We start from the raw sequence: 12,520 nt of genomic DNA, 5'->3' as shown, positions 1-12,520 counted from the left end.
TGTTCAGTGACAGCTCGCCATTTCTTGCCAAAATCTCCATTTAGACGCTATTTGGGTATATCATCTTTCTAACACCCTCATTTACAGGCAATACCTTACAGATGAAGTTGCGCTCTAAGACGATATGGTTGTTTCTTTTATTGGCTTTAACCAGCCTACCCGGTGTGCCAACGGCACATGCGGAGGAAGAAGCACATATGAGTTTCATCGCTGAGCTTCGTCTTCATGGTTTTATTGATAACTACGGCAATATCAAAATCCGAAACAGCAAACTCACCCAGTTACCACCCGGATTGGTGACAAAAGGCTATCTCGATATTGAAGGCAGCCGAATACGTGCGCTGCCGGACAGTTTGGAAATTGGGGGATATTTGAACGCCGCCTATACACCTATCAGGCGATACCCAAACATTCGGGTTGGCGGTTATATCGACCTGTCAGGCACCTTAATTACCAGGCTACCCGGTGGTCTGAGAGTTAACGGTGACCTGAGTGTTACCAATACTCAGCTGACCAAGCTTCCCCGTCGCCTAAATGTAAAAGGGAACCTTTACCTTGCCAACACGCAGATAGCCGAGTTGCCGGCAGACCTGAAAGTAGGCGGCAACCTGTACCTGCGAGGGACCAAAGTCAAAGACGTACCGGAAACAGTCAAAGTTGGCGGGCGGGTTTTCCGGTAATTGTGGCGCTATAACCGATTATTCCGAGGATGTCGTGTACCTCGACAGGCTCAAGTCTGAGGACTCAATCTCAGGTTTCTTTCCCGAAACCAGATCCGCAAGCAGCTTCCCTGAACCACATGCCATGGTCCACCCAAGTGTGCCATGGCCTGTATTCATGAAAAGGCCGGGAACAGGTGTTAATCCAATTATGGCAGTGCCGTCCGGTGTCATTGGACGAAGCCCGCACCAGAACTCAGCGTTTTTAACATTACCAGCGTCGGGAAACAGATCCCGGATAACCCGGGATATGGTTTCTCGCCGCCGTTCTTTCAACGACAAGTCATAACCACTTAACTCTGCAGTACCCGCAACTCTTAAGCGACTGTCAAAGCGTGTTAATGCAACTTTGTTTGTCTCATCCATTACCGTAGACAGAGGCGCTGCATCAGGGTTTTCAAGCTCAACGGTCAACGAATACCCTTTTACAGGGTACGTAGGCAACTCCAGGCCCAGGGACTTTACCATTCCACGGGAGTAACTGCCCATTGCTACGACACAAAAGTTCGCTTTGTAATTCGAAGAACGTGTTTGCACAGAATCAAATTTTCCATTCCTGCACAGGATATCTGTTACCTCCTCATTGAAACAAAACCGAACCCCGAGTTTTTCGCAGTAGTCAGCCAACCGGGTGGTAAAAAGGTGGCAGTCCCCGGTTTCATCATCGGGCAGGTAAAGTCCGCCAGTCAGCTTTTCAGCAACCGGTGCGAGTGCAGGTTCCTGCCTGATACATTCGTCCCTACTGAGCATACTGAAAACCGTACCAGCATCGGTGAGCGCTGCAATGTCCTTTTCAGCAGCAACAATTTGCTTCTCCGACCGGAAAATTTGGAGTAGCCCCTTTTGCCTGCCTTCATACTCAATACCTGTCTCTGCTTTAAGCTCTGCTAAAGCGAATTTTGAGTAATTAGCCAAGCGTAACATTCGGGACTTGTTGCATTTGTAGCGTGACTTGGTACATTCACCCAGCATCTTTGCTATCCACAGCCACTGTTCTGAGTTCATTGAAGGAGAAATGGCCAGTGGCGAGTGTTTCTGTGTCAGCCACTTGGTAGCCTTTATCGGTATACCCGGAGCAGCCCAGGGGGCTGAATAACCATACGATATTTGTCCGGCATTGGCCTTGCTCGTTTCCATTCCACAGCCAGGTTGCCTGTCTATAACCGTAACGTCAAAGCCTTTCCGGCTCAGATACCACGCAGTCGTAACACCAATGATGCCGGCCCCCAAAACAACAACTTTCATTTTCCACCCCACCCATCAAAAATCTGTCTCATCATCGAACGTTTACATTGATGCAACAATCGAATTCTGCTAAATACAGCTTTTAGAATTACTAAACATCAGGGGTGCGTTTTGGTTAAGGGACAAATCCTGTCATTGTTGCCAACGTTTTGCATTGCAGCCAGGGAGAAAAGTTTCACCAGGGCAGCAAATGCATGCCACCTGACAACCGGTGCTGTCAGCCAACAAATGAAGCAACTGGAAGGCTTGGTAGGCGTCGCGCTTTTTTTTCGGACACACAGAGGAATAGCACTCACTGTGGAAGGAGAAAAACTGCTTCTGAGCAGTCAACGCTGTATCAATGAACTGGACGCCGTGATCTCTGGGTTTAAGGCACCGAAAACCGGAAACAATACTGTTAAACTGCTTTTGACCCCCTCATTTGCTCTCAAATGGCTCTCTCCCAGGCTACCAGAGTTCTATAACCAGCATCCGGAAATCAGAGTACAGACGTTTGCAGAAGGCAGCCTGGTTGATGAAAAAACCGATGATGTAGACATCATTATTGACTATCAGCGTCATCCCCACCCCAACCCTGATGCAAAGTTGATTCTGAATGAGTACATAACACCGGTTATATCTGCAAAACACCGTCCGAATATCGAGCTTAAAGACTCAGCGTTCTGGGAATGCGCGACGCTACTTCATGACGCCCAACCCTGGCCAGATTCAAAACCTGACGATGAATGGCGCTATTGGTTTGACAGCAACAAGGTACCCTACCCCGAGGACGCAAGCTCACACTATTTCAACCGCACTGACATGGCAATGGCAGCCTCGGAGGCAGGCCTTGGCATTGCCATGGGCCGATTAGCCATAATAGGAAAGCACGAGAAAAAAATGTTGTTTTCCCCATTCAAACCGATTCCAGCAGACGCAGGCTATTACTTAATAAACAAATCAAACATGCCGGAAAGTAACCTCTTTGAATCGTGGATTTTGAGTATCAACGATCAAATTAAAGTCTCATAAATAAGATATTTACCAAATAGAACACAAATAAATTCCCATCTTTTCACTCTCGTGTGACATTTAGCGCATATTCATTTTGGGTGTATGGAAAAATACATACAAGACCACTTTTGTGTGTCATATATTAATTAGAACGTAGAACACAAAAGCTGCTTAATGACGGGCTAGGGATGTCATTATGAAAACTATAAAATCGGACGCAAATCAGTATATTTCGTCTTTGTGCGAGCAGCTTTGCACACAGTGTCAAAGTGATGCAGCAATCGTTTTACTCAACACCCACTCAAACATGCAGTTTGATGTTGTTGGGGGGCACAATATTCCACATGTTACTTATCCATGCCAAGTAACATTGAACATTGAACACTTGTCCAGCATATTAGATAACTACTGCTATGAGCTTGATTATGTTGCCGCAAACATTGGTACACATGCCGCGGAAAATTTATTTGGGTTACCTATCACCTGTGTGAGTTTTGCGACAAAGCGCCTCACTGACATGCTGGGGAATACCTTCGGTTTGATCGTGACTTTTTTAAATAATGGGCAAAATCAGCATGATGATATTATCCGGGATAAATTGAATTTATTTATGCCATCATTTGCTCATGAAATTAAGTCTCTCGATTCATCTTTCGAATATAACATTCATACTGAAATCATATCCCAATGTAAGCATCTAATTGCTTTTATCGACAAGAGCTATTGCTATCGCGTTGTGTCAAACGGATTTAAAGATTTATTCCACATTGAGCCGGAAGAAATGGTTGGCCAGCATATTGAGAAATATCATGGCCAAGATGCCTTTAAGAAAGTACTTAAAAAGAAACTCGATATGGCGTTTAAGGGAAAGAATGTCGATTTCATTTATAAAAGCAGAAAAAACGATGGTTCAATGTTCGCAATAGAAACCAGCATGACGCCTTACCGGGATATTCGAGGAAAGATCCATGGCGCAATTGTCAGTGCCAGTGACATTTCAAGACTGATTGAGTACCAGGAACGCCTTCAGGAACAGGCAAGCCGCGATTTTCTAACCGGGGCTTATAATCGCCGCCACCTTATAAACACCGTTTCCGATTGTCTATCAAGGTGCAAACGAATCAGCAACCTTTCTGGATGTATCTTTCTGATAGATCTGAATAACTTCAAAGATATCAATGACAATTATGGTCATTTCGTGGGAGATGGCGTACTCCGGGAGGTAGTCAGTCGTATCAATGACAATACGCGTAAACACGATGTACTCGCCCGTTTAGGGGGTGATGAATTTGTGCTTATGGTGGAGCTTAGCACCGAGCATGACAAAAATGAGCAGATACAACAAATCTCGGATCACCTGATAGCCTGTTTCTCAACACCGTTCCAAATTGAGACCTTAAGTCTGGATGTCAGCGCATCGATTGGATGCAGCTTGTTTGACAAGCGGGATGCATCACCGGACATCATCTTAAACCGCGTTGATTTGCTAATGTACGATGCTAAAAAGCAATCCAAATCAGGGGTGGGGACAAATCGCACAAAGGAGAATGCAGTTATCTCCCAACATGACAATATTACTCCTTGAAAACTATTAACACTTTAGGGCCATCAGCCTATACTGTGACTTAGCTTCATACGTTTTAGGGATATAACTTTGAGCGACCAAGCAATAGCCATTGATCTTCTGTATGTCATTGATAAGTTACTGCCTGGGAAGCGCATTACTGATATGTACCGCACCCAGCACAAACACATTGCACTTACCACACTTCCTTTAAAACACTGTGACTCAGTTTCGTCTTTGCAGTTTGCTTTGTATCAGTACAGTGCAAATTACGTCGCGGCTACCCAAGGAAAACCCTTGGCAGAACAGCATCCTTTCAGGGGTAGCGCAGACGAAATTGCTCAGGCTAAAAGCATTATGACGCCCTTTATCCGGGGCGCATATTGGTGGGTAGAACATCATATTGCCCAGCAGCAGGAACATTTCACCACATCAGAGAAAGCTCGCTGGACAACTGACTTCAAGCTTTTAGTGCAGGCGATTATCGGAATCAGCAACTGTACCAACTCTCAATGGCTTCTCAAATATCAGGGCCCAATCCAGGCCCTGACATACGATGCCCACTTTGAGCCTTTTCTAAACCATTACGGCTGATTTGCAGAAATTCAGCTGATAAATGTGTCCAGTTCCATACAGAGCGCGTCGACTTCGTCTAAAGTGTTGTAATGCATGAAACCGACGCGCACAACCCCTCCAAAGTCCATTAAACCCAGTTGTTCGATGAGGCCCTGTGCATAAAAGTGCCCGGCCCAGACGCACATGTTTTTCTGTCCAAGTGATACCGCCACGTCACTGGGGTGCATCTTGCTGACAGTAAATGCAAATGTAGGTGTTCTAATGTGATGGTTCGAATCGGTTAACCCGTACAGCTTTATGTGACTCTTAGTTTCAACCCAACGAAGAAACCGTTCACTCAACCTCTCTTCGTGTTGAGCGATCTTTTGGAACGACAATTCAAGTCTATCCCGCAGTGGCTCTTCTTCGCCAAAGCCACTTAAACTTGCCAGGTAGTCGACTGTTTCAACAAAACCGGCCAGTGCCTCAAAGCTCTGGGTACCGGTTTCAAAACGGCCGGGGCCGATATCCGTTGCTGGCTCTACCTTATATGGGATCAATTCAGTCAACCAGGGCTCTGATACGAATGCTATTCCAAGATGAGGGCCATAAAATTTGTATGCAGAGCACAACAGAAAATCACACTCCAAATGCTGAACATCCACCAAGTTGTGGGGAGCATAGTGAACGGCATCGATAAAGGTTACTGCACCTACAGATTTCGCTGCCTGAATAATGGATTTTGCATCAACCAACGTTCCGGTTACGTTTGATGCAAGGGTGAAAGCTACGAGTTTCGTCTTGCCAGACAGCAATGACTTCAGGTGTTCCAGGTCAATAGTACAGCCGTCTGGGTTCACACGGGCTTTTTTAACCACAACCCCTTTATCTTTTGCTGCATGTTCCCAACTGGATACGTTACTGTAGTGGTCAAGGGCACTCACAATAACCTCATCTCCTTTTTGCCAGTCCCGGCTAATAGCGCGGCTTAGACTGAAGCTGAGTGATGTCATATTTGCCCCGAAGACAATATTGTTTTCGGAAGGAGCATTGAGAAAACGCGCCGCGGTGACACGCGCATCTCCCATCACCTTGTCGGTTTGATAACCAGAGAAAAACCTCCCTCCCAGATTTGCATTTCCCTTCTTGAGATAATCGGTCATAGCATTAAGCACACTAATCGGCACCTGCGCCCCACCCGGCCCATCAAAAAAGTACACTGGCTTACCTTCCAAGTGCTGTGTCACTGCTGGAAACTGTGCTCGTATGGCGGTCATATCCATTAAGCGTCTCCCCTGGTGGTCAAAACAAACAGATCCCAGATAGCAGGCTTGTTATTGTCGATGGGTTTCAGAGGCGATGCGTAATGCCATAGCGAGTGGTCATCCACCAGAGCCACCTCTCCATTATCAAGCGTCAAATTCAATATTGGGGATGAGTCCGGCGACCGAAAAACCTGGAACTCACCACCTGCAGCGTTTTCCCGGTTAATAGCAACGATAGCGACATGGCTAAACCCATCCTGATGAATCCCTTCAGGAGCGGAAGGTACAGAATTCCCATCGGCAAGTATTCTTATTTGATGAATTTCGATTTTGTTCCCAGACGTTAGCCCTGTGTTTTCAGCAAACAGTTTGCATACGGCATGCATAGCGTCTGACTCCAGAAGTGAACGCTCAATGCCATCAAACTCCCGGATAACATCCCCCTGAAAATGATTCACTTCTGACGATTGGACAAAATTGCTTTCAGGTAAAATTTCGAGGAAGCCATGATGAAACTTAACAATTGAGTACCGGCGCAAACGGTAGGTACCATCAGCATGTGCGGTTTGGGGCAACCGGTCGAAAAATGGCTGCATTTCGATAACCGATGTGTTTTCAAGATTAGAAAGATTCACTAAGGTTGCCTTGTCCGTGCCCATATTTTCGTCCTCATTAAAACCGACATCCAAAATTAACAATTGCGTTACATTTAGAATGTAGCTATATCTATGGCCCATTTCAACCATTAATAGAGTTATCATCTACACATTAATCAATATAGATGATATTAGTTCGCGTTTATTAACTGAGTTGGATTAATAACCTGCATTTTTGAATTTGACGAGATTCAAATCAGAATAATCTACTGAGACGTGAAAATATGTAACAGAACGTAAACCCATAAGAAGTATTCACTCGCCGATGTTACATGCAACCGAAGGTACAAATACAAAAAACCCCGGAGAGCGAATCATCCGGGGTTCATTTCAAGCTTCTCATTTCAGGCTGGATGTACAGCCATCGGTTGTTCTATTCTCGTTTGAACAAATTCTCTGTAACGGTAATACGAGTAAGTAGCCGCAATGGAGAAGAAGAGATATGACAACGCAAAGATAAATGGTGAACCTATCAAGTCTCGTTCGAGACCCCACATAACACCTATGACGGTGAGAGCCACCTTAGCAAACATTCCACAGAGAAGAAGCAGGAAAGCCATTTCAGGGTACTTGGTTGAACGAAATGCTACCCAGTAACACACACCGACTGAAAGGGTAGCGACTGAAAAACCCGCCATATATGAATGGAAGTGCTCTCCGGCAAGAAAGCTGCCGAGCACTGACAGGGACAGAATAGCAACTAAAATCACGTTGAGCCTCATTAGAAATATGGATGTTTATCAAAACTTTTTATATTTTCCGTGTATATTACAACCAGAAAACCAATAAATCACCACTATTTTAATGAGTTAGGAAATGTGAAATGTTGTATATTTGTTACATTTTGTAATGCTCTTCTAGCGTTTTAACACTAACAATTGGGCCCCGTACGGAAATTTGCACACGTTGCTGTGTACAACCCATATCTTCAAGTGAACGAGCGGACTGATAAGTAAACATTTCATCCGCAAGGTGCAAAAGATTGAACTCAGCCCGCCTTACCGACAAGCGGCTTTGCCAATACAACGCAGCAAATACTTCACTAGCGGAGTGCGCACGTACAATAAAACGCCATTCCTTGTCCTGACCATAAAAATCCATAGGAAACATTTTCTTTTTCTTGAATTTTTTGCTCAAAAGTCGCCCAGCCTCAAACCCAATCTAACTAATCACAATCATGTGATCTAAATCACGATGTAATTTATCACGCCGCCGACACTCCCGCCAACGGGAAACATTAGTATATTCTCACAGAAACGGCATGTATTCGTGATAGTTCATATCAATGACAACAATCGGCAAAACAAAATAGAGTTTTTGTCTGAAGAAATTTAGTCTTTGTATCAGAGAAATATCGAATAAAGAAAAGGTTAAAAGCATGGATACTCTGACGCTGCGTTGCCCTCACTGTCATACCACTAACCGGATACCAACCGAACGTATTGATCATTCTCCGCTATGTGGTGCATGCAAAAATCCGTTGGTAGATGGCGCCCCTGTAGAAGGAACGGTAAACAACATTGATGCCATCATGTCATCGCAAAAAACTATCGTTATCGATTTTTGGGCACCTTGGTGTGCACCATGCCAAGCGTTCGGGCCTGTTTTTGAAGATGTTGCGAAAAACGATGAGGGAAAACGGCTTTTCGTTAAAATTGATACAGAAGACCAGCAAACCCTTGCTGCTAAGTACCGGATTCGCAGTATCCCAACCATTATGATCTTTAAAGACGGCAAAATGGTAAATCATATGAATGGAGCCCTTCCTCGGAGCCAATTCGAAGAGTGGCTAACTCAACATACCTCATAGTACTATTTATCATACAGTTACATAATAGAAGCCGAGGTTAATGCCACGGCTCTTTACTATACCCAAACCACCTCTCGCTGAGACCTGCACCGTGAGGTGTTTTGGGTATATATACGTCAAAAAAATATCCCAGAATATTAATGCCTTATTGATTCCTGCCAAAATATACACTCGTTTATATGCATACAAGGTCTTAACAAACCCCCAATCCTTTGAAATAGTCTATATTTAACGGAAATACACAATATATTTAACCGGTTAAGAAGTAGATTACGATGTACTTGCGAATATTCTTTTGCGTACTGGCATTGTGGGCTCCGTCCTCTTTTGCTCTGGATATCTATATCGGGGGAAGCGAAACCCCCGCTTTGTCCATGAATGGTGGCAATTCGGCTGTTTCTATACCGAATTCTTCAATCACGACACATACACCCTGGACTGATACTACTGTCTTCGAGGGTTTTTCACTGAAAGACCTCCTTAGTGAATTATCACTCTCGAACGCAGATATTGTTGCTGTCGGTTTAAATGGGTATACAGCGGTAATTCCTTCTTATGACATCGCTAAGTTCGATCCTATCGTAGCTGAGAAGAGAAACGGCAAAACAATGAAAGTAAGGGATTTAGGGCCCTATTGGATTATCTACCCTTTTAACAAAATGGAAGGCACAGAAGCAACGAGGGCAGAAAGACGTATGGTATGGCAGTTAAAATCTCTGCGCATCAAATCTGACGGGGAAGCCCAGCCTTGACAATAAGGGTTCAAAACAGCCGTGCAATAAAAGCTGGCGTTGCCTTTGCCGTTGTACTGATGGTGCTTTTTTCAGTGTTGCTTTCGCTTTTTACGTCATCTGCAAACAACGCAGATGTGCTTGCACGGCGCTATACAGCCACCATGTTTTACATGCTCAGGATGTCAAGAGAGTACTCCGATCTTATTGTTTCCCTGGATGAATTCAGCCACAACGTAGTCAACTCAGACTTTATCGAAATAAAATACGAAGTCCTGCTGGGTCGGTACCAGGTAATGCACTTTGATTCTAAAGTGCAGTATCTTTGGAGCTACCCTGCAACCCAGGAAGTTTTGCATGATCTTGAAAGTTCCTTGCTCGAACTGGAAAATGCCATTTTTTCATTGTCAGAAACTCCCGAAGACGCACAAAAAATCAAGTCTAAAATCAGTAATGATTACGATCGCCTCTATGCACTTTTCAATGAAAATTTCACAATACGCAACGCATTAATAGAAGAAATGAACCAGCAGCGTTGGCGCCAGGAGTTCCTGATTTACAGCCTGACTGTTCTTACTGCTGTTATGATGATGTTCTTCTTTTTCTTCAACTACCGGCAGGTTAAAAACATTGAAAAGGTTGCCAACACCGATTTTCTAACCGGTTTGCCTAACCGGCTTGGACTGCAGCATTGCGCCAATGCGCTGTTTACTCAAAACAAACCCTTTACACTGTTTCTCCTGGATCTGGATGGTTTTAAGTACATCAACGACACATACGGCCACGATACCGGAGACCAACTCCTGATTCAGTTCTCAAAATCTCTCAAGAAGTTATCCAGTGAGAAGCGAGTCGTAGCAAGGATGGGGGGTGACGAATTTATATTCTTAGTGGAAGGCGCAGATGAAGAGGAAAACTTACAGATTGCCCATGGTATTTTGCAGTCAGTAGAACCCAATATTATTGTCGGTTCTCGTACATTTCACCTTACCGTAAGTGTCGGTTCCAGCCGTTACTTCACCGGTCAAAGTTTTGAACACGCCATGGCTCAGGCTGACTCCGCAATGTATATGGCTAAACGTAACGGGAAAAATGCGTATCATCCTTTTGACGAAAATTGCCTCTCCCCACTGTCCACACTTCAGACTGTCACGTAATTAGCTCTGTGTTAATAGCGGAAATTACTTGTGATTCATTGCTATGAATGCGACGATTACCGCCGAATTCAACAGAAACAGTAACGTTCACACATCTCTCTCCATTTTCGCTACAATTTGGTGACACTCATCACTCTTTGTCTTCCTGCCTGCCCCTACGATAACCCCATATCTGAAGCAGACAGACAGTATCAATCAGCGAAGACCCGGGTTATTTAATAGCCCAGCCAAGCAAGAGAGATGCTCTGTTGTCTTCCCGAGAGTTTATTCCAGGCCAAGTGGTCCGGTGCATCTTAAGAGGAGGATACGTGCAAAAACTCGCATTGCCCGAACCTGCCGGCGGATTACAACTAAATTTCTGTAAAACATTGGCGTGTCGAAATTTTGGTTTAAGTGACAATGAGCGTTATGCGCTTCAACGTACGAATCCGTTACGTCCGGTGCTGGTTTGCAATGAGTGCGGTGCGTTTCCACCTCTTCTTAACAACCAGTCGGTGTTGGATGTAAAACACCGACTGGAAATTGAACATCAAGGGATTTCCGCATCCTGCAACAACTCCGGCTGTGAAAACCATCACCAGCCCCAGGCTGTGCGCCCCGAAAACTACCATGCTTTTGGCTTTAGTGGAAAACGTCAGCGTTATCGATGTAAGGCTTGTGCGACCACATTTGTCGATCCCTGGTCTGTCATCAACCCCAAATTGGACATCCAGCAGCAGATACTTGGCTTGCTGTTTACTGGCTATACAGTAAGGGAAATTTGCCGCCGTCTTCACATCAATCCCAAATCTTGCTATGACCATTTACGAAACATCGCCAAGCGTTGTCGGTACCGTCTGGCAATTACAGATACAAAAGTGCTGAACAAACGGGATTCACTAACGCTTTCCAGTTATCTTTCACCACTTCAGACCAACGCAGAAAATGGTGTTCTTTGGCTTTCTACCACAGAAACGGATAGCGGTTACGTTATTACAGATACCCTGAATCATCACGATGCTGAGTGCGGAAGTAAATCCGTAGAGCACGACCCATACTCTGAAAACGCGCAATATGCCGAGCTGTCAGCAGTCAAAGATGGTGTTTTTGAAGTACCCGACAACCGCGGATCCAGCCTGCGGGATACTGTGGATGGTGTCTATAAAGCGGCTATGTCACGCACTAACCTTGAAGATCCGTTTACCGGCACATTAAGTGTTAAACACCCCGCCAAGGGATCGCTGATTCGTCCACAATACATGGTTTATGCCCACTACCTGTCTTTGAAGGAAAAAACTGTAAAGTGTAAAAACCTGACTTTTTTCCTTCCTCAGGAACCCTTGTTACGTTCAGCCTGTGTTTCTGTTTATCTCGACCGGATAAGGGACCGTCAAATTGATTTGGTGTATGTAGCACAGGATGATTCCTGGGCTACCGGCAGCAAACCCGGGCTGATTAATATCGCCCTGCTAAGCTGGTGGCGGGACAGATGGGCATTTACCTCCAACGAATCCGGACAAAAAGGTATCTGTCACATTGGGAACGAGACTGGCAGGGAGTCTTTCTGGCTTGAACACGCCAGCTACCTGTCAAGCTGGCAATACCAACATTACTTCCAATGCCAGTTTGACCATGTCATTCATGATCCCAGACGGAAACATCGTCCAGGTGCACTTTCCATCTTTGTGGATATTTACCGAGCCTGGCACAATCTTTGTTGGGTGGATCGCTCAGGTAAATCCCCCGCACAGAAGCTTGGTGTCGCTGATGCGCCGCTGACGTTGGCCGAATTGCTTCGTTAAAAAAATGCCGGAGATTTCTCTCCGGCACTGTGCTATCAGCTTTT

The 12,520-nt window shown here is 45.0% G+C and carries 13 protein-coding genes; 8 read left to right on the top strand and 5 right to left on the bottom strand.

The genetic code is table 11. From position 1 onward, the window contains the following. The first annotated feature begins 197 nt into the window (after positions 1-197). Positions 198-680, top strand: coding sequence for a hypothetical protein (locus NF212_RS23785; RefSeq protein WP_434361413.1), 483 nt, complete (start codon positions 198-200; stop codon positions 678-680). 18 nt (positions 681-698) lie between these two features. Here NF212_RS23785 and NF212_RS23780 read toward each other — a convergent pair whose 3' ends face one another. Next, positions 699-1,964 (bottom strand): D-amino acid dehydrogenase, encoded by a 1,266-nt coding sequence (locus NF212_RS23780; protein WP_434361412.1) that lies wholly within the window; start codon positions 1,962-1,964, stop codon positions 699-701. Between the two features lie 111 nt (positions 1,965-2,075). On the opposite strand from NF212_RS23780, the gene NF212_RS23775 reads away from it, so the two are divergent. The 3 genes from NF212_RS23775 (at position 2,076) to NF212_RS23765 (ending at position 5,115) form a co-directional block, all read left to right on the top strand. Next, a complete protein-coding gene (locus NF212_RS23775; protein WP_434361411.1) occupies positions 2,076-2,975 on the top strand; it encodes a LysR family transcriptional regulator in 900 nt (299 codons plus the stop codon). 178 nt (positions 2,976-3,153) lie between these two features. Next, the gene (locus NF212_RS23770) at positions 3,154-4,542 is read left to right on the top strand and encodes a diguanylate cyclase domain-containing protein (RefSeq protein WP_434361410.1); all 1,389 of its coding nucleotides are present in this window, start codon (positions 3,154-3,156) and stop codon (positions 4,540-4,542) included. Between the two features lie 69 nt (positions 4,543-4,611). Then, entirely contained in the window at positions 4,612-5,115 is a 504-nt protein-coding gene (locus tag NF212_RS23765) for a hypothetical protein (RefSeq protein ID WP_434361409.1), read from the top strand. An 11-nt stretch (positions 5,116-5,126) separates the two neighbouring features. Here the strand turns inward: NF212_RS23765 and NF212_RS23760 are convergent, their stop codons facing one another. From NF212_RS23760 to NF212_RS23745, 4 genes are all read right to left on the bottom strand, one after another. Continuing rightward, a complete protein-coding gene (locus NF212_RS23760) occupies positions 5,127-6,359 on the bottom strand; it encodes a cysteine desulfurase-like protein (RefSeq protein WP_434361408.1) in 1,233 nt (410 codons plus the stop codon). Beyond that, the gene (locus tag NF212_RS23755) at positions 6,359-7,087 is read right to left on the bottom strand and encodes a 2OG-Fe dioxygenase family protein (RefSeq protein WP_434361407.1); all 729 of its coding nucleotides are present in this window, start codon (positions 7,085-7,087) and stop codon (positions 6,359-6,361) included. Before NF212_RS23755 ends, NF212_RS23760 begins: the two co-directional genes overlap by 1 nt. Positions 7,088-7,341: 254 nt before the next feature. Continuing rightward, positions 7,342-7,707, bottom strand: coding sequence for an NADH:ubiquinone oxidoreductase (locus tag NF212_RS23750; RefSeq protein ID WP_434361405.1), 366 nt, complete (start codon positions 7,705-7,707; stop codon positions 7,342-7,344). A 127-nt stretch (positions 7,708-7,834) separates the two neighbouring features. Then, positions 7,835-8,134, bottom strand: coding sequence for a hypothetical protein (locus NF212_RS23745; RefSeq protein WP_434361404.1), 300 nt, complete (start codon positions 8,132-8,134; stop codon positions 7,835-7,837). A 241-nt stretch (positions 8,135-8,375) separates the two neighbouring features. On the opposite strand from NF212_RS23745, the gene trxC reads away from it, so the two are divergent. The 4 genes from trxC (at position 8,376) to NF212_RS23725 (ending at position 12,476) form a co-directional block, all read left to right on the top strand. Continuing rightward, entirely contained in the window at positions 8,376-8,807 is a 432-nt protein-coding gene (trxC, locus tag NF212_RS23740; protein ID WP_434361402.1) for a thioredoxin TrxC, read from the top strand. Between the two features lie 275 nt (positions 8,808-9,082). After that, positions 9,083-9,559, top strand: coding sequence for a hypothetical protein (locus tag NF212_RS23735; RefSeq protein ID WP_434361401.1), 477 nt, complete (start codon positions 9,083-9,085; stop codon positions 9,557-9,559). After that, positions 9,556-10,695 carry a diguanylate cyclase domain-containing protein gene (locus NF212_RS23730; protein ID WP_434361400.1) on the top strand — a complete coding sequence of 380 codons (1,140 nt, stop codon included), beginning with the start codon at positions 9,556-9,558 and terminating at the stop codon, positions 10,693-10,695. The genes NF212_RS23735 and NF212_RS23730 overlap by 4 nt, the downstream gene beginning before the upstream one ends. Positions 10,696-11,003: 308 nt before the next feature. Next, positions 11,004-12,476: a transposase gene (locus NF212_RS23725; RefSeq protein WP_434361399.1), complete on the top strand. Its 1,473-nt coding sequence runs from the start codon at positions 11,004-11,006 to the stop codon at positions 12,474-12,476. Positions 12,477-12,520: the final 44 nt, after the last annotated feature.

The sequence above is a fragment of the Parasalinivibrio latis genome (assembly GCF_036825535.1).
Lineage (GTDB): Bacteria > Pseudomonadota > Gammaproteobacteria > Enterobacterales > Vibrionaceae > Parasalinivibrio > Parasalinivibrio latis.
This window is presented reverse-complemented; position numbering and strand designations above follow the sequence as displayed.